The following is a 16,857-nucleotide window of genomic DNA, read 5'->3' on the forward strand; positions in this document are numbered from 1 at the left end:
GTGGCGCACGAAGGGACCAGCGCCACGGCCGTCCGGCAGGCCCGTGCCGGATGGTGACCGGCCGGCGCGGTGGGTCGGGCCGCCGCGGCGACCCCGACCCACCGGCTCCGGTCAGCCGGCGCTCGACCGGGCCCAGAGGTTGATGCCCGACTCGGTCGCGTACTGCTCGATCTCGGCCAGCTCCTCGGCGCTGAAGGTGGCGTTCTCCAGCGCCGCCACGTTCGCCTCGAGCTGGGCGACGCTGCTCGCGCCGAGCACCGTGGAGGTCATCCGCGGGTCGCGCAGCGTCCAGGCGATCGCCAGCTGCGCGAGGCTCTGCCCGCGGCGCGCGGCGATGGCGTTCAGCGCCCGGATCTTGCCCAGGTTCTCCTCGGTGAGCCACTCCGGGTAGAGGGAGGTCTGCGCGTTGGCCCGGGAGTCGGCCGGCACCCCGTCCAGGTAGCGGTCGGTCAGCATGCCCTGCGCCAGCGGCGAGAAGCCGATGCAGCCGACCCCCTCGCGCTCCAGCACGTCGAGCAGTTCGTCCTCGATCCACCGGTTCAACATCGAGTACGACGGCTGGTGGATCAGCAGGGGCGTACCGAGGTCGCGGAGGATCTCGGCGGCCTCGACGGTGCGGGCGGGCGAGTACGAGGAGATACCGACGTAGAGCGCCTTCCCGGCGCGCACCGCCGCGTCCAGCGCACCCATCGTCTCTTCCAGCGGGGTCTCCGGGTCGAAGCGGTGCGAGTAGAAGATGTCGACGTACTCCAGGCCCATCCGCTTGAGTGACTGGTCCAGCGACGCGGTCAGGTACTTGCGGGAACCGAGGTCGCCGTACGGGCCGGGCCACATGTCGTAGCCGGCCTTCGTCGAGATGACCAACTCGTCCCGGTACGGGCGGAGGTCGGTGGCGAGGACGCGGCCGAAGTTCTCCTCGGCCGACCCGTACGGGGGGCCGTAGTTGTTGGCCAGGTCGAAGTGGGTGATGCCCAGGTCGAAGGCTCGGCGCAGGATGGCCCGCTGGGTCTCCAGCGGTCGGTTGTCGCCGAAGTTGTGCCACAGGCCGAGCGAGACGGCGGGCAGTTTCAGGCCACTGCGACCGGTCCGGCGGTACTCCATGCCGCGGTACCGGTCGGGCTCGGCGAGGTAGCTGGTGTTCACGGCACTCCTGTGATCGTGGTCTGGCGGTGGCGGCGGACCAGCACGGACCGCTCGCCGGTCAAGTCTTCAGCATCCCTCGGTGAGCGCCCCCGCCCGTGCCGCTCCTTCTGGGGCCTGTTTCACAGGATCGTGCCCGGCTCCGCCGGCGAGCCTTGGAAACAGACCCTGGGTAGCCTGGCCGTGAGGGTGAGGGGAGGGCCGTGAGCCGAGCGGTCGAGGAGTCGAACCGGGCGATGCTGCGCGCCCGGGACGCGATGGACCGCTCGTACGCCGATCCGCTGGACATTCCGGCGCTGGCCCGCATCGCGCACGTCTCCGAGGCGCACTTCATCCGCACCTTCCGGGCGACCTTCGGCGAGACCCCGCACCGCTACCTCCAGCGTCGGCGGGTCGAGCGGGCGATGTACCTGCTGCTCCGGACCGACCAGGACGTCACCGAGATCTGCTTCGCGGTCGGCTTCAGCAGCCTCGGCACCTTCAGCCGGACCTTCCGTCAGATCGTGGGGGAGCCCCCGACCGAGTACCGCCGGCGCAAGGTCGCGGTGGACGTACCGACCTGTTTCACGAAGGCCTGGACCCGACCCAGCAGTTTTGGATAAGCAGCAGGTCAGGGTGGCCCTCTAGCGTCATGGGCATGACTTTGAACGCACTCACCCGATCCTCGATCTACGTCCTCGACCAGGACGAGGCGCTCGACTTCTACGTCGGCAAGCTCGGCCTGGAGGTGAACACCGACGTCGACCTCGGCTTCATGCGCTGGCTCACGGTCAACGTCCCCGGCGACAAGCACCGCGAGATCCTGCTGGAGAAGCCCGGCCCGCCGGCCCTCGACCCGGCGACCGCCGAGCAGGTCCGCGAGCTGCTGACCAAGGGCGCCATGGGCGGCTGGCTCTCCATCACCACCGACGACGCGCACAAGACGTACGAGACGCTCGTCGCCAAGGGCGTCGAGATCACCGACGAGCCGGCCGAGAGGTCGTACGGGATCGACTTCGGGATCCGCGACCCGTTCGGCAACAAGATCCGCATCGGCCAGATGCGCGAGGGCTGACCCGCTGACCCGGGCCGGGTGGGCACCCGCGGATCGGGAGGCGCGACTATTATCGCGCCTCCCGAAGCGTGGAAGGAGCCGAATGCCGACCCGATTCCTCCTGCTGGCCCGGCACGGCGAGCAGAACCTGCCGCCGGAGACGCCGCCGGGGACCGACCCGCCGGAGGCCGGGCTCTCCGCTCGGGGCCGCCGCCAGGCCGTGCTGCTCGGCGAGCGGCTGCGCGGCGTGCCGGTCGACGCGATCCACCACGGGCCGTTGCCCCGGGCAGTGGAGACCGCCCAGTTGGTGTCGGCCGCGCTCCCCGGAGTCCCGGTGCACGCCACCGAACTCGCCGGCGACCACCTGCCGGAGGACACGCCCGCGGCCGGGCTGCCGCCCGCGTACGCCAGGCTCCTGGCCGGCTTCGACCCGGCCGAGCGGGCCGACGGGCCGCGGCTGACGGCGGCGGCGGTGCGCAGCTTCGCCGGACCGCCCGACGACGGCGACCGGTACGAGCTGCTCGTCACGCACACGTTCCTGATCGGGTGGCTGGTGCGGGACGCGCTGGACGCGCCCGGTTCACGCTGGCTGGGCCTGAACCACCACAACGCGGGGCTTACCGTCATCCGCTACCGGGCCGGCCTGCCGCCCACCCTGGTCGCGTTCAACGACGTCGCGCACCTGCCCGCCGAGCTGCGCGGCACCGGACTGCCCCCGGAGTACCGCCTGTGAGGCCAGCCGTCCACGGTCCCCGGCAGCCCCGGTTCACCGGTTGGCTAAGGTCTCTCGCACCGAGCGAGGGAGGGTGACGGTGGCGGACGCGGAACTCGTCGTCGAGGTGGCCGGGCCGGTGGCGACCTTGGTGATCCACAACCCGGCCCGGCGCAACGCGATGACCCCGGAGATGTGGCGGCAGCTCCCGCCGATCCTCGACCGGTTGGAGGCCGACCCGGCCGTCCGCGCGCTCGTGCTCACCGGCAGCGGTGACACTTTCTGCGCCGGCGCGGACCTGGGCGACCTCGACGAGCTGGTGGCGGCCGGCGACGCGAGCATCGCGGTGGCCGCCGAGGAGCGGCTCGCCGAGTTCGCCAAGCCGACCGTCGCGGCGGTACGCGGCGCGTGCGTCGGCGGCGGCTGCCAGCTCGCGGTCGCCTGCGACCTGCGGATCGCCACTGTCGACGCCCGGTTCGGTGTGCCTCCAGCCCGGCTCGGGCTGGTCTACCCGGCGCCCACCACCCGGCGGCTCACCCGCCTGGTCGGCCCGTCGGCCGCGAAGTTCCTGCTCTTCACCGCCGAGCTGATCGACGCCGAGCGAGCCCTGCGGGTGGGGCTGGTCGACGAAGTGCTTCCCGAGGCGGGGCTCGACGCCCGGGTCGCCGAGCTGACCGGCGCCATCGCCGAGCGCTCGCCGATCAGCGTCGCCGCGGCGAAGGAGATCGTCGACGATCGGGCCGGCCCGGCCCGGATCGCCTGGTGGCACCGGAAGGCCGTGGAGAGCGGCGAGGCACGGGAGGGCATCGCCGCCGTCCGCGAGCGGCGTACGCCCCGCTTCGCCTGGACGCCGCCGCACCCGGACTGATCGGGAGGAGGCCGGCGGGTGCCGCGCCGGGAAGGTTCCCCGGGCGCGGCCCCCCGTTCCCGCCGGCCGGTCCACTCACCGCCCGGCCAGCGCTGCCCAGCTCGGCACGATCGGCTCGCGGCGCAGCGGCATGCCCGCCTCGGCGGGCGTACGGTCGCCCTTCTGCTGGTTGCACGGGTAGCAGGCGGCAGTCGTGTTGCGCCACGTGTTCCGGCCGCCCCGCGAGCGGGGCAGGATGTGGTCGACGGTGTCGGCCGGCCCGCCGCAGTAGGCGCAGCAGCGGCCGTCACGCCGTAACACCCCCGCCCGGGACCAGGTCGGCCCGGCGGCGAACCGCCAACGGGTCACCACGTACCGGACCAGTCGGACCACCCGGGGCATCGGGAAGACGCCGACCACCCGGTCCGGCTCGGCCTCGTGGATCTCGGCGACCCGGCGGCAGAGCATCCGGATGGCGTGCTGGATGGTGACCCGGTGCAGCGGGCCGAGGTCGGCGTTGACGACGAGGACGGCATTCACCGGAATCTCCCTCCACGGTGACGGATGGACAGCGGGCCGGAGAGCGAAAGAGCCGCCCGGTCCGGAGGCGGAACGGGCGGCTCGACGGGCGCGGGATGCGCGTCAGTCGGGTCGACCGTCCCCGGGGTCTTCGGCTCGGCAACCGTCGCCGAGCAGCCACGACGGCACGGTGGTGACGTGCGACATCGACATGGACGGCTCCCGGAGCAGCGGTTGACCTTGCGCGATCACGGTAGGTCCGCCCGGAAGACCGGGCAACGGATTTCGATCGGAGGCGAGGCCGTCGCGGGACGCGTCGACGGCACGGTCACGGTCGCCGGGCGAAGAGGCCGAGCGGCCGGATCGAGTGGACCGGCTCCGCCGCGCCGCCCTCCGCCCGCAGGATGTGGTTGGCCGCGACGATGCCCGTCGCCGCGGCGCGCTCCATCAACGCGCTGGGGAACTCCGTGGCGACGCCGTCACCGGCGAGGTAGATGCCGTCGGCGTCGGTGCGTACCCGCGGCCGCCCGGCGTGACCGCCCGGGGGAAAGGCCGGTGCCCGCGCCTCGACCCGGGCGCGCAGCTCACGGGCCGACAGCCCGGCCACCTCCGGCCAGAGCGTCGCCAGCTCGCCGCGCATCCGTTCGGCCAGCTCCGCGGCGGGCACGCCCGGCTCGCAGGCGTACGCGTGCAGCTCGATCACGCTGCCGCCGGTGCGCTCGGCCCAGCCTCGGGGCTCCCGCTCCAGCCGGTGGTAGAGCGTCACGGAGTCCAGGGTGGACTGCCGGGTGACGCCGCTGAAGACCGACCGGTCGGGGCGTACGTCCCCGTCGAACCAGTAGCGGGCCACCGTGTACGGCGGGCCGGGCGCGCCGAAGGCGGGCATGGCGGCCACCAGCCGTGGCGCCAGCTCCGCCAGCGCGGGGGAGGCGCCGACCAGCGCGGCGAGCGCCGGCGGGTCGACGGCGAGCACGACGTGCCCGGCCTCGTACCCGACGCCGTCGTCGGTCAGCACCCGCCAGCCGCCGTCGGTGCGGTGCAGCGCGCCGACCGCCGCGCCGGTCAGCACCCGCCCGCCGTGCCGTTCGACGTGCCGGGTCAACGGCGTCCAGATCGCCGTCGCATAGTCCTCGTCCGGTGCGTCGAACGCCAGCCCCTCCCCGTTGCCGAGCAGATAGAAGTGGAACTGGGCGACCAGTTCGGCGGCCGACATCTCCGACTCGTGGTTGAAGAACGAGTGCGAGAAGACCTCGAAGAGCATGGCGCGGGCCCGGTCCGGCAGCCGCAGCGAGTCGAGCAGTTCACCGGCGGTGGTGCCGTCCAGCTCGGCGTAGGTGCGCACCGGGTGGTACCCAAGCAGGGGCAGGGCGGCGTCCCGATTCATCCGCCGCAGGTCGGGCAGGCGGAGGCTGGGGCTGCGGGCCAGCAACGCGAGCAGGTTCAGCGGTGGTGCGGCGGGCAGGTCACCGAACTCCTCGGTCGGCCACCGCTCGGCGAGAATCGGATAACCGGCCACCGGACGGAGGAAACGCAGCTGGGGGTCGATCCGCCGGAGGATGGCGCGCCAGTTGTAGTACTGCCGGAAGAAGGCGTGGAAGCCGTGCTCCACCTGCTGCACCCCGTCGGCGAGCCGCTCCGGCCAGGCGCCCGCCCGGCCGCCCAGGGTGGGCGAGGACTCCAGCACGGTCACCCGCACCCCGCGCTCGGCGAGTACCACGGCCGCCGACATGCCGGCGATCCCGCCGCCCACCACCACCGCCGTGACCGGGCGCGGCACCCGGGGCGGGCCACCGCCGCCGGGGTCGACGAGGTGCCGTCGTACGCCGAGGAGCCGACCGGCCAGCCGCGACAGTGCCATCGCGTAACCTCCTCCGGCCTCGGCTGCGACGCGCTGCGTCAGGCGGGTGTGCCACCCGGGACGTCGGGGGTGAGGCAGCGGCGATCCCGGTCCGAGTCGGGCCAGACGTACTCGAGGTCGACCGGGACGTCACCGAAGAGCGGGCGGTAGTGCTCCGGGTCCTTCCGTACCAGCGACGAACGGTGGCTCAGGTGCAGGTCCTCCCGGCCCAGCCAGGGCGGCAGCTCACCGGCGGCGGCCAGCTCCGCCTGAGCCCGTACCGTCCCGATGCCGCAGGCGGCGGCGAGGTCGCGGGTCATCGTCACGGCACAGGTGTCGGCCCGTCCCGGCTCGACCCAGACGGCGCACATGTCCAGCCCGTACCGGGTCAGCGCCTCCTCGTACCCCGCCCACATCTTCACCGCGGGATGGTTGCGCCACCCGTACGTCGGCCAGGTCAGCCCGCGCAGCACCTGGATCGTCTCCACCCGTTGCTTGCCCAGCCGCTTCTGGTCCAGCGTGCGGGCGCTGGCCAGGAAGTCCGGGTACGGGAGGAAGGTCTGCATGGCTGCTGTTCTACCCGCACCCATCGACGCCATGCCTGCACCACGCGCCAACCGGATGCTCTCGCCCAGCAAGGTCGTCCTTACTACGATCCGGGCATGGGGGAGCCGTGGCGGGACCGGGCGCGACGGGCGGTCGAGTGGAACTGGCGGCTGCGGCCCGCCGGTGATCCCCGCCCGCACTACGTCATCTGCGGGCGTGACTCGCTCGCGTACTACGTGGCGAAAGCGCTGCTGGAGAGCGACCTGCCCGCCGGCGGCGCGCGGGTGACGGTGGTCGTGCCCGAGCGGCACCGGTCCAACGGGGCCGACGTGGCGACGCTGCGGGGCGTCCGGGTCGTCCGCTCCGACCGGCTCGACGAGGCGACGTTCCGCGCCGCGAACCTGGCGGGGGCCGCCGGGCTCGCCCTGCTGCACCAGGACGACGTCGGCAACCTGCACGCCGCGCTCTGCGCCCAGGCCGTCGACAAGCACGTCCGGCAGGTGCTGCGGATGTTCAACGGCACCCTCGCCGACGGCGTCCGTACCCTGCTCCAAGCGCCGGTGGAGGTGCTCTCCGACGCCGAGATGGCCGCGCCGGCGTTCGTGGCGGCGGCGCTCGGCGAGGTCGACCCCACGCACTTCCAGCACCGCGGCCGTACCCTGCGGGTCGCCCGGCGGGCGGATGTGCGGGAGCAGGACGTGGCCTGCGGGCTGGCCGACCGGCGCGACCCGCAGCGGGTGCTGCTGCTGCCGTCCGACCCGGCGACCGCCGATCTGGTGCTCGCCGAGGCGACGGGGCAGCCACCCAGCACCGAGGTCGCGGCGCGGAAGCTGGTCCGGGCCAGGCGGCGGCGGCGACCGTTCGCGGTGCTGCTGCGGGCGGTACGCGGCTTCGCCACCCGCAAGATCGGCATCGCGACGATGCTCCTGCTCGCGGTCGTCGTCGTGCTCGGCGCGCTGATCGCCCAGGCGGAGGGGGTCTCGCCCGCGGAGGCGCTGTACGTCACCCTGGTCACCACGCTCAGCGGTGCCGACCCGGACACCAACAAGTCGGCCGACGCCCAGGTGATGCAGGTCGTGCTGAACCTGGCCGGGCTGGCCCTGATCCCGCTGATCACCGCCGTCGTGGTGGAGGGGATCGTGAACGCCCGGCTGGCCCTGCACACCGGCCGGCTCCAGCCGCACCGCTCCGGTCACGTGGTGGTGGTCGGCCTCGGCAACGTCGGTACCCGGGTGATGGCGCAGCTGCGCGAGTACGACGTCGAGGTCGTCGCCATCGACAAGAACCCGGAGCCGCGCGGCGGTACGCTCGCCCGCCAGCTGGAGGTGCCGCTGATCGTCGGTGACGCCGCGCAGCCGGAGACGTTGGAGGCCGCCTCGGTGGCCGACTGCCAGGCGTTGGTGATCGTGTCGACCGACGACGTGGCCAACCTGGAGGCGGCGCTCGCCGCGCGGGAGACCCGGGCCGAGCTGCGGGTGGTGCTGCGGCTCTTCGAGAACGACTTCGCCGAGCGGGTCGAGGAGACATTCGGTCTCGGCGTCTCCCGGTCGGTCTCCTACCTGGCCGCGCCGGCGTTCACCGGCGCGCTGACCGAACGGGCGGTCATCGCCACGATTCCGGTCGGGCGGCACGCGCTGCCCGTGGCCGAGGTGCCCGTCGCCGCCGGATCGGAGCTCGACGGGCGGCCGCTCTCCGTCGTCTCCCAGGAGGGGCAGGTGCGGTTGATCGCCCGTACGCCGGCCGGTGGCGCGCGGACGATCTGGTGGAAGGACCTCGACCCCCGACAGGTGATCTTCGCGGGCGACCGGCTGACGGTGGTCGCTCGCCGTGCCGGGCTGGACTGGCTCACCCGGCACTGCGCCCCGCCGGCTCCGGCCGCGGGTGACGGCCTGCCCGCCTCCCGGGTGGGCGCGCTGCCCCGTGCCGCCGCGCCGACTCCTGGCCCCCCGCCGGCTGCCGGCCGCCCGCCGGCTACGGCTGTCCCGCCGGTCCCCGGCGCGCAGGTTCCCGGGCCGGTCGGCGCCCCGTCGCGCGCGGAGCCGTCCGTACCCGAGCAGCCGCCCGGCGACCAGTCGGGGCCGTCCCGTACGGCCACCGATGGCGGCCGGCCGACGCCGCCCGGTCAGCCCACCCCGCCCCGTTGATCGAGAACCTGTCGCCGGGGTGTCCGCGGCGACTTCATGATCGACGGAGAGTTGGGGAGCGGCGGAGCGCGTACCAGGCGGCGCCCGCGGCGAGCACCGCGAAGCCGACGACGACGCTGGTCAGCGGCAGGTTGGCGGCGAGCAGCAGGCAGCCGGCGAGCCCCAGCGCGGCGAGTGCCCGGACCGGCAACCGGCGGCCCGGGTCGCGGCCGAGGGTGAGCGCCGCCGCATTGGTGATCGCGTAGTAGACCAGCACCGTGCAGCTGGAGAAGCCGATCGCGTGGCGGACGTCGGCGAGCAGCACCACCAGGATCACCATCGCGGCGACCGTCAACTCGGCCCGGTGCGGCACCCGGTGCCGGGGGTGCACGGCGGCCAGCGCCGCCGGCACGTCCCGGCGGCGAGCCATCGCCAGCAGGGTGCGACCCACCCCGGCGAGCAGCGAGAGCAGCACGCCGGTGACCGCGACGGTGGCCCCCGCGCGGACCACCCAGGCGAGTTCCGGCAGCCCGGCCGTCGTCACCACGTCCGCCAGGGGCGCTGCGGAGCCGGCCAGCCGGTCCGCGCCCAGCACGCCGAGCGCGACGACGGCGAGCACCAGGTAGCTGCCCAGCACGAGGCCGAGCGCGATCGGCACCGCCCGGGGAATGGTCCGCTCCGGGTCGCGCACCTCCTCACCGAGGGTGGCGATCCGGGCGTACCCGGCGAAGGCGAAGAAGAGCAGACCGGCGGCGGTGAGCACACCTCGACCGGCGCCCCCGGCGTCGGCCAGCCGGTCCAGCTCGACCGGCCCGCCGACCACACCGGCGACCGCGACCAGCGTCAGCACCGCGAGCACCAGCGCGACCAGCGCCTTCGTCACGGTCGCGGTCTTGCCGATGCCGCGCAGGTTCACCCCGGTCACCGCGAGCACGGCGGCGACCGCGACCAGCCGGGCCTGCTCCGGCCAGAGGTACGCCCCGATGGTCAGCGCCATCGCCGCGCAACTCGCCGTCTTGCCGACCACGAAACCCCAGCCGGCGACGAACCCGGCGAACGGGCCCAGCCGCTTCCGGCCGTAGATGTACGTGCCGCCGGACTCCGGGTAGCGGGCGGCCAGCCGGGCGGAGCTGGTCGCGTTGCAGAAGGCGATGAAACCGGCCAGCACCAGGGCGGGGAGCAGCCCGGCACCGCCGGACGCCGCCGTCGCCGGGCCGAAGACCACGAAGACACCCGCGCCGAGCATCGACCCGAGGCCGATGAGCACCGCCTCGGGTACGCCCAGCCGGCGCTCCAGTTGGCTCACGGCGGGCGAGGCTACGGGCCGGAGGTGAACAATCGGGTGCGCTCCGACCAGAGCGGGCGCCCCGGCAGCGGTACGTCGTCCCACGGCACCCGGTGCAGCAGCCGATCCAGGAACAGGCCGAGCAACAGCCCGGCCACCGAGTCGGTGAGCCAGTGCCAACCCAGGTAGGTGGTGGTGGAGAGCACGATCAGTGGCGGGAGCACCCGGATCGCGAGGACGAGCCGGGGTGGGACGGTACGCCCGTAGCTGCGCAGCAGCGGGGCGAGCAGCAGCGCCAGCACGCCGTACCAGACGATCGCGTTGGCCACGTGGCCGGACGGGTACGACTGGGCGAAGCGCACCGGCAGGTGCTCCTGGAAGAGCGGCAGGGTCTGCTCGGGCGACAGGAACGGCTCCTTGATGCTGGCGCTCGGCGCCGGGCGGGCCGTCCACACCTTGAGCGGCCCGATGGTCAGGTAGGTGAGCACGAACGCGACGACCGCCGGCAGGACCGGCCGGATCGAGCGGGTCCGGACCGCCAGCAGCACCCCCAGCCCGGCCGCGATCAGGGTCAGCGGGGTGCCCTGGCCGAGCAGGTTCAACACCCGGGCCACCCAGTACGCCACCGGCGGGCGGTGCGCCTGCGCCCAGTCCGCCACCGCCCGGTCGACGTCGAAGAGGTGGTGCGCGGTGAGCGCGACGGTCAGGCCGACGAGGGCGGCGAGCAGCAGCACGTCGTACCACCAGCCAGCCGGCCGCACCGGCCGCAGCCGCACCGGTTCGCGTACCCCTGCGGTGTTGCGCATCCGCCCACGCTACCGGGCGGTGCTGTGGGCCCAACCACGATGGGAAGCGTTGCGCGGATGGAGCAGTCACACTTGTCCGCGTGCGGATCACGTCTGCTCTCGTGGACCCGGCGCTGCTCGACCTTCCGTGGTCGACCCCGCTGGAGGAGTGGCCTGCCCAGCACCTGGTGGCGCTGCCGCAGGGCATCTCCCGGCACATCGTCCGCTTTGTCCGGCTCGGCGAGTACGTCTACGCGTTCAAGGAGACCCGCGAGCGGATCGCCGAACGCGAGTACGACCTGCTCCGCGCGCTGGAGCGGATCGATTTCCCGGCGGTGGAGGCGGTCGCGATCGTCGCGGACCGGCAGACCGACGACGGTGAACCCCTCGAATCGGTACTGATCACCCGGCACCTGCAGTTCTCGCTGCCGTACCGGGCGCTCTTCTCGCACACACTGCGGCCGGAGACGATGAGCCGGCTGCTCGACGCGCTCGCCGCCCTGATCGTGCGGATGCACCTGACCGGCTTCTTCTGGGGCGACTGCTCGCTCTCCAACACGCTGTTCCGGCGGGACGCCGGGGCGTTCGCGGCGTACCTCGTCGACGCGGAGACCGGGGCGCTGCGCACGTCGCTCTCCAACGGTCAGCGCGGCGAGGACCTGGAGATCGCCCGGGTCAACATCTTCGGTGAGGCGCTGGACCTGCAGGCCGCCGGGTTGCTGCACGAGTCGATCGACCCGGAGGTGGTCTCCGAGGAGGTGGTGCAGCGCTACGAGCGGCTCTGGCACGAGATCACCTACGAGCAGCAGGTCGAGCGGGAGGCGCGGCACGACATCGAGAGCCGGATCCGCCGCCTCAACGAGCTGGGCTTCGACGTCGCCGAGGTGGCCATGTCGACCATCGCCGACGGGCGCTACCTGGTCCGCCCGAAGGTCGTCGACGCCGGCTACCACACCCGCCGGCTGCTGCGCCTGACCGGCCTGGACGCCGAGGAGAACCAGGCCCGCAAGCTCCTCAACGACCTGGACGCCTACCGGGCCGAGAGCGACCTCAGCGACGAGCAGCAGGCCGCGCACCGCTGGTTGACCGAGGTCTTCGAGCCGGTGGTGCGGGCGGTCCCGGCCGACCTGCGCCGCAAGCTGGAGCCGCAGGAGCTCTTCACGCAGATCATCGAGCACAAGTGGCTGCTCTCCGAGCGGGCCGGCCGCGACGTCGGCATGGCCCCCGCCGTGCAGTCGTACCTCTCGGACGTGCTCGTGCACCGCCCCGACGAGCAGTCCGTCCTCGGCGTCGAGATCCCCGCCGCCGGCTGACGGACTCCGCCCGACCCGGCCCGGCCCGGCCGCGGCCGTCGCCGGGCTGCGGGCGTGCGGGTTGCTGGGCATGGGTTGCCGGCCCGCGGGTTGCTGGGGAATTGGTTGCGGGTCCGCGGTTGCTGGAGCGCGGGTTGCCGGTGCGCGGGTCGCTGGGGAATTGGTTGCTGGCCCGCGGGTCGCTGGCGGGCGGGTCGCTGGGGGATAGGTTGCTGCTCCCGACACTTTAGAGCTGATGACGCAGACGAGTCAGGCGTCCTCGGACTGCCGGACGCGGTGAGCGGATGCGGTGCCCGCGCGCGGTGCCCAGATGCGCTGCCCGGGCGCGGTGCTCGAACGCAATGCCCGTGCGGTGCCCCCGAGCGCGGTGCCCGGCGCGGTGCTCGGATTCCGTGCGCGACGCAGTGCCCCGGCAAGGTGCTCGGATGCGGTGCCCGTGCGCGATGCGCAGACGCAATGCCCGCGCGCTGCCCGCGCGGGGTGCCCGGATGCGGTCGAGAGGGCATCGGTGATGACGCGAACTGCTCAGCTCTAAAGCGAGCACAGGACAGGGGTCGACCTCCGGTCGAGCTGCCCACGGGCCGGGGCGCCGGCAGCGGGCAAGCCCTGCGGGGAGCGGGCAAGCCCTGCCGGGAGCGGGTCAGCGTGGGTCAGCGCGGGGTCAGTCCTGCCAGGCGCCGGCCCGCAGCACCCGGACCACGTTGAGGTCCTCGTCGAGCATGAGCAGGTCCGCGCGGAGCCCCACCTGGAGGGCGCCGACCTGGTCGCCGAGGCCGATTGCGCGGGCCGGCGTGGTCGCGACCATCCGGGTGGCGTCCGCCATCGGGATGCCGGCGGCCACGGCGTGTCGCAGGGCCTCGTCCATGGTCAGCGTGCTTCCCGCGATCGCGCCGTCGCGGGCGAGTCGGGCCACGCCGTCGGCGACGGTGACCGCCTGGCCACCCAGCTCGTACTCGCCGTCGGGCATCCCGGCGGCGGCCATCGCGTCGGTGATCAGGGCGGACCGCTCGGGCCCGGCCACCGAGGAGGCGAAGGTGAGCATCCCGTCGTGCAGGTGCACACCGTCGGCGACCAGCTCGCACACCACGTTCGGGGCGTCCAGCAGCGCGGTCACCGGGCCGGGCTCGCGGTGGTGCACCGGTCGCATCCCGTTGAACAGGTGGGTGCCGACGCTCGCGCCCGCCGCGATGGCCGCGCGGGTCTCGTCGTACGTGGCGTCGGTGTGGCCCACCGCGGCGACCACCCGGTGCGCGGTGAGCAGCTTCACCGCCTCCAGCGCGCCGTTGCGCTCCGGGGCGATCGTCATCATCCGGATGGCGGGTCCACCCAGCTCGATCAGCTCGGCCAGCTCGTCGGGGGACGGGTCCCGGAGGTACTCCGGGTTCTGGGCGCCGCACCGGGCCGCCGAGAGGTACGGCCCCTCGAAGTGGATGCCGGCGAGCACCCCTTCCTGTACGAGCGGGCGGAACGCTGCGGTGGCCGACCGCATCAGCTCGAACGGGGAACTGACCAGGCTGGCCAGCAGCGTCGTGGTGCCGTGTCGCAGATGGAACGCGGCGGCCTGCCGGGCCTGGTCGGCGTCGCCCGTGGTGAAGGTGTGCCCGCCGCCGCCGTGGGTGTGCATGTCCACGAAGCCGGGCAGGATCCAGTGGCCGTCCCGGACCGACGGGTACTCGGCCACCGCGGTGATGCGCTCGCCGTCCCACTCGACGCAGCCCTGCCGGATCACACCCGCCGGGGTCACCACCTTGCCGCTGACCCGCTCAGTCATGGCGCCTCCAAGGTTGTCGAGACGCCACGGTGGGCGTCGAGGGCGAGCAGGGCGGCGCCGAGGCAGCCGGCCTCGTCGCCGAGGGCCGCCGCGACCAGGCGCGGCTCCCGGTGGAAGGTCATCCGTTCGTGCAGCGCCGCCCGGAGCGGGTCGAGCAGTTGCGCGCCGGCCTGCGCCAGCCCGCCGCCGACCACGATCGTGGCGACGTCGAAGAGCGCCTGGGCAGTGGCGAACCCGTCGGCCAGCGCCTCGACCGTCTCCCGCCAGACCTGCGCCGCGACCGGTTCACCCGCGGCCGCCCGCTCACCGACCTGGGCCGCCGTGGCCGGCGTACCGGCGAGCTCCTCGTACCGGCGGCCGACCGCCGAGGCCGAGGCGACGGCCTCCAGGCAGCCGAGCCGGCCACAGCCGCAGCGGGGCCCGCCCGGCCGGACCAGGATGTGCCCGAACTCGCCGGCCGCGCCGTGCGCTCCGAGGCTCGCCGAGCCGTCGACCACATGCGCCGCCGCGATGCCGGTGCCGATCGCGACGAAGAGGACGTGTCCGGCGCCCCGGCCGGCGCCGAGCCGGGCCTCGGCGATCCCGCCGGCCCGCACGTCGTGGCCGAGAGTCGCGGGCAGGCCGAGCCGCGCCACCGCCAGATCCCGCAGCGGTACGTTCCGGAAGCCGACGTTGGCCGACCAGACCGCAACCCCGCGGGCCTCGTCGACGATGCCCGGTACGGCGACGCCGAGCGCGACGGGCGTGAAGCCGTCGGCGCGCGCCTTGCCGGCCAGCCCCTCTGCGACGTCCAGGATGGTGTCGACGACAGCTTCCGGGCCCCGTGCGGCGGCCGTCGGGTGCCGTTCGGTGTGCACGGTGGCGCCGTCCGGGCGGACCAGGGCGCACTTGATGCCGGTCCCGCCGACGTCGAGCGCGACGACGACGTCACCGTTCACGCGAGCACCACGGACCTGGTGAGATGCCGGGGGGCGTCCGGGTCGAGGCCGCGGCTCGTGGCGAGGGCGACCGCGAACCGCTGGGCCAGGATCAGGTCGGCCATCGGGTCGACCGGGTTCCGCCCCGCCGACCAGCTGCCGAGCACCGTACGGCAGCCGTGGGTGCGGCTGTGCACGAACGCCGCGCCGGTCGCGGCGACGTCCTCCGGCAACCCGTCGGGGAGGGCGCCGAACGCCCAGACCAGCCGGCCGGGGGCGGCGATCGAGATCGGGCCGTGCCGGTAGTCCATGGCCGGGTACGCCTCGGCCCAGAAGGTGGCCGCCTCGCGGCACTTCAGCGCGGCCTCCTCGGCGAGGCCGACCGTCCAACCCCGACCGAGGAAGGTGACCTGCTCGATGCTGCTCGGATCGATCGGCAGCGGAGCCCGGACGGCGACCTCGGCGTCGGCGGCGAGCGCGTCGAGGTTCTCGCCCAGGTGGGCGCGGAGCAGGGCCAGCGCCGTGGTCGCGAACCGGGTCTGCACCACCGAGCGCTCGTCGGCGAACGGCATGAGGATGGCGGCGTCGGCGAGCGGGACGGCCGGGGAGTCCGGGTCGCCGACGATGACCGTCGTGCGGGTACGTCCGCGGAGCGCCTCGAACAGCTCCACCACCTCGGTGGTGGTGCCGGAGCGGGTGATGCCGATCAGCCGGTCGTAGCGGCGGCCGGTCGGGAACTCCGAGGCCTGGAAGGCGTCCGTCTCGCCCTGGCCGGCCTGCTCACGCAGCGCCGCGTACGCCATGGCCATGAACCACGACGTGCCGCAACCCACGACGGCGACCCGCTCACCGGGCGCCGGCAGGTCGGCGCGGGCCTCGTTGGCCAACTCCGCGGCCCTCCGCCAGCAGTCGGGCTGGCTCGCGATCTCCGCGTCGACGTACGCCATGAGAGCTCCTCGCAGGAGGTGGCCGTGCGCAATAGGGCTCATTACGCCCGTCTTTCGCGCGTCATTCTGCGCGAAACCGGGTGGCTGTGGCAACCGGTACCCGGATCGAGCAGGTCAATGTTTTGCGCCTGGGTAGTTTCGCGCACTACTGTGCACGCAATCAATCACCGAAGGTGCAGTCGCAGGAGGGCCCCCAGGTGGACCGGTACGCCAGATGGAACGCCCTGCTCGAGATGCTGACCGAGGACGGCCGGGTCAGCGTCGAGGAGGCGGCCGAGCGGCTGGACGTCTCCCAGGCGACCATCCGGCGGGACTTCGACCAGCTCGCCCAGCAGCAGATGATCACCCGTACCCGTGGTGGCGCGGTGGCCAACGGGGTCTCGTACGACCTGCCGCTGCGCTACAAGACCGCGAAGCATTCGGCGGAGAAGCAGCGGATCGGGGCCGCCGCGGCGGCGCTGGTCGTGCCCGGCACGGTGGTCGGCCTCAACGGCGGCACCACCAGCACCGAGGTGGCCCGCGCCCTGGCCGTACGACCGGACCTGAACACCAACACCGACGGCGCCCAGTTGACCGTCGTGACGAACGCCCTGAACATCGCCAACGAACTGCTGGTCCGCTCCCGGATGAAGGTCGTGGTGGCCGGCGGCGTGGTCCGGCCGAAGTCGTTCGAGCTGGTCGGCCCCCTCGGTGGGGCGTTGCTGCGCGAGGTGACCCTCGACATCGCCCTGCTCGGCGTGGACGCGATCGACCCGCAGCTCGGTGCCGCCGCCCACCACGAGGGCGAGGCGGCGATGAACAGCCTGATGGTGGCCCGGGCCAAACGAGTGGTGATCATCGCTGACTCGTCCAAGCTGGGCGGTCACGCGTTCGCCCGGATCTGTTCGGTGGACCGGGTGGAGACCCTCGTCACCGACTCCGGCGCCGACCCCGCGGTGGTCGAGGCGTTCCGTCTCTCGGGCGTGCAGGTCGTCTGCGCCTGACCTGCGGAAAGGGTCGTCTTTTCGGGCACCGGCGACGGTCGGGGAGCCACTCCTGAACCCCTGGTCGGCGCGTCGGTGCATACCGCGTATTGCGCGGCC

Annotated in this window: 16 protein-coding genes; 7 read left to right on the top strand and 9 right to left on the bottom strand. The window is 73.6% G+C overall.

The window, feature by feature from the left end; translation table 11 throughout:
* Positions 1-111 precede the first annotated feature (111 nt).
* Positions 112-1,143, bottom strand: coding sequence for an L-glyceraldehyde 3-phosphate reductase (gene mgrA, locus D7044_RS17465; RefSeq protein WP_199716658.1), 1,032 nt, complete (start codon positions 1,141-1,143; stop codon positions 112-114).
* A gap of 200 nt (positions 1,144-1,343) precedes the next feature.
* Here mgrA and D7044_RS17470 point away from each other — a divergent pair, with 200 nt between their 5' ends.
* The 4 genes from D7044_RS17470 (at position 1,344) to D7044_RS17485 (ending at position 3,753) form a co-directional block, all read left to right on the top strand.
* The gene (locus tag D7044_RS17470) at positions 1,344-1,742 is read left to right on the top strand and encodes a helix-turn-helix domain-containing protein (RefSeq protein WP_199716659.1); all 399 of its coding nucleotides are present in this window, start codon (positions 1,344-1,346) and stop codon (positions 1,740-1,742) included.
* 35 nt (positions 1,743-1,777) lie between these two features.
* A complete protein-coding gene (locus D7044_RS17475; RefSeq protein WP_120680637.1) occupies positions 1,778-2,194 on the top strand; it encodes a VOC family protein in 417 nt (138 codons plus the stop codon).
* A gap of 82 nt (positions 2,195-2,276) precedes the next feature.
* Positions 2,277-2,906: a histidine phosphatase family protein gene (locus D7044_RS17480; protein ID WP_120680250.1), complete on the top strand. Its 630-nt coding sequence runs from the start codon at positions 2,277-2,279 to the stop codon at positions 2,904-2,906.
* 73 nt (positions 2,907-2,979) lie between these two features.
* Positions 2,980-3,753 (top strand): enoyl-CoA hydratase/isomerase family protein, encoded by a 774-nt coding sequence (locus tag D7044_RS17485; protein ID WP_120689545.1) that lies wholly within the window; start codon positions 2,980-2,982, stop codon positions 3,751-3,753.
* Between the two features lie 75 nt (positions 3,754-3,828).
* On the opposite strand, the gene D7044_RS17490 is transcribed toward D7044_RS17485, so the two are convergent.
* The 3 genes from D7044_RS17490 to D7044_RS17500 form a co-directional block, all read right to left on the bottom strand.
* Positions 3,829-4,272, bottom strand: coding sequence for an HNH endonuclease (locus D7044_RS17490; RefSeq protein WP_120689546.1), 444 nt, complete (start codon positions 4,270-4,272; stop codon positions 3,829-3,831).
* Between the two features lie 307 nt (positions 4,273-4,579).
* Complete coding sequence (locus tag D7044_RS17495; protein ID WP_120680256.1) at positions 4,580-6,109, bottom strand: hydroxysqualene dehydroxylase; 1,530 nt, start codon at positions 6,107-6,109, stop codon at positions 4,580-4,582.
* Between the two features lie 38 nt (positions 6,110-6,147).
* Positions 6,148-6,654 (bottom strand): MSMEG_6728 family protein, encoded by a 507-nt coding sequence (locus D7044_RS17500; RefSeq protein ID WP_120680258.1) that lies wholly within the window; start codon positions 6,652-6,654, stop codon positions 6,148-6,150.
* A gap of 96 nt (positions 6,655-6,750) precedes the next feature.
* Here D7044_RS17500 and D7044_RS17505 point away from each other — a divergent pair, with 96 nt between their 5' ends.
* Positions 6,751-8,778 carry an NAD-binding protein gene (locus D7044_RS17505; protein WP_233565018.1) on the top strand — a complete coding sequence of 676 codons (2,028 nt, stop codon included), beginning with the start codon at positions 6,751-6,753 and terminating at the stop codon, positions 8,776-8,778.
* Positions 8,779-8,812: 34 nt separating this feature from the next.
* Here the strand turns inward: D7044_RS17505 and D7044_RS17510 are convergent, their stop codons facing one another.
* Together D7044_RS17510 and D7044_RS17515 are read right to left on the bottom strand one after the other, a co-directional pair.
* Positions 8,813-10,063, bottom strand: coding sequence for an APC family permease (locus D7044_RS17510; protein WP_120689547.1), 1,251 nt, complete (start codon positions 10,061-10,063; stop codon positions 8,813-8,815).
* Positions 10,064-10,074: 11 nt separating this feature from the next.
* Positions 10,075-10,818 carry a phosphatase PAP2 family protein gene (locus D7044_RS17515; protein WP_199716674.1) on the bottom strand — a complete coding sequence of 248 codons (744 nt, stop codon included), beginning with the start codon at positions 10,816-10,818 and terminating at the stop codon, positions 10,075-10,077.
* 110 nt (positions 10,819-10,928) lie between these two features.
* Between D7044_RS17515 and D7044_RS17520 the strand changes: the two genes are divergently transcribed.
* A complete protein-coding gene (locus tag D7044_RS17520; RefSeq protein ID WP_120680264.1) occupies positions 10,929-12,140 on the top strand; it encodes a DUF4032 domain-containing protein in 1,212 nt (403 codons plus the stop codon).
* Between the two features lie 661 nt (positions 12,141-12,801).
* On the opposite strand, the gene nagA is transcribed toward D7044_RS17520, so the two are convergent.
* From nagA to D7044_RS17535, 3 genes are read right to left on the bottom strand one after another with little or no spacing between them, the layout of a single operon-like run.
* Positions 12,802-13,911, bottom strand: coding sequence for an N-acetylglucosamine-6-phosphate deacetylase (gene nagA, locus D7044_RS17525; RefSeq protein WP_120680266.1), 1,110 nt, complete (start codon positions 13,909-13,911; stop codon positions 12,802-12,804).
* Positions 13,908-14,849, bottom strand: a complete 942-nt coding sequence (locus D7044_RS17530; RefSeq protein WP_120689548.1) for an ROK family protein — start codon at positions 14,847-14,849, stop codon at positions 13,908-13,910. The genes nagA and D7044_RS17530 overlap by 4 nt, the downstream gene beginning before the upstream one ends.
* Entirely contained in the window at positions 14,846-15,775 is a 930-nt protein-coding gene (locus D7044_RS17535; RefSeq protein WP_120689549.1) for an SIS domain-containing protein, read from the bottom strand. The genes D7044_RS17530 and D7044_RS17535 overlap by 4 nt, the downstream gene beginning before the upstream one ends.
* Before the next feature lie 197 nt (positions 15,776-15,972).
* On the opposite strand from D7044_RS17535, the gene D7044_RS17540 reads away from it, so the two are divergent.
* Positions 15,973-16,758, top strand: coding sequence for a DeoR/GlpR family DNA-binding transcription regulator (locus D7044_RS17540; RefSeq protein WP_120680272.1), 786 nt, complete (start codon positions 15,973-15,975; stop codon positions 16,756-16,758).
* The last annotated feature ends 99 nt before the right edge of the window (positions 16,759-16,857 follow it).

This window comes from Micromonospora musae (assembly GCF_003626635.1).
Taxonomy (GTDB): domain Bacteria; phylum Actinomycetota; class Actinomycetes; order Mycobacteriales; family Micromonosporaceae; genus Micromonospora; species Micromonospora musae.

Coding starts and splice junctions, on each gene's coding strand:
- D7044_RS17475 (WP_120680637.1), top strand. CDS start 1,778: ATGACTTTGAACGCACTCACCCGATCCTCGATCTACGTCCTCGACCAG.
- D7044_RS17480 (WP_120680250.1), top strand. CDS start 2,277: ATGCCGACCCGATTCCTCCTGCTGGCCCGGCACGGCGAGCAGAACCTG.
- D7044_RS17495 (WP_120680256.1), bottom strand. CDS start 6,109: ATGGCACTGTCGCGGCTGGCCGGTCGGCTCCTCGGCGTACGACGGCAC.
- D7044_RS17500 (WP_120680258.1), bottom strand. CDS start 6,654: ATGCAGACCTTCCTCCCGTACCCGGACTTCCTGGCCAGCGCCCGCACG.
- D7044_RS17505 (WP_233565018.1), top strand. CDS start 6,751: ATGGGGGAGCCGTGGCGGGACCGGGCGCGACGGGCGGTCGAGTGGAAC.
- nagA (WP_120680266.1), bottom strand. CDS start 13,911: ATGACTGAGCGGGTCAGCGGCAAGGTGGTGACCCCGGCGGGTGTGATC.
- D7044_RS17535 (WP_120689549.1), bottom strand. CDS start 15,775: ATGGCGTACGTCGACGCGGAGATCGCGAGCCAGCCCGACTGCTGGCGG.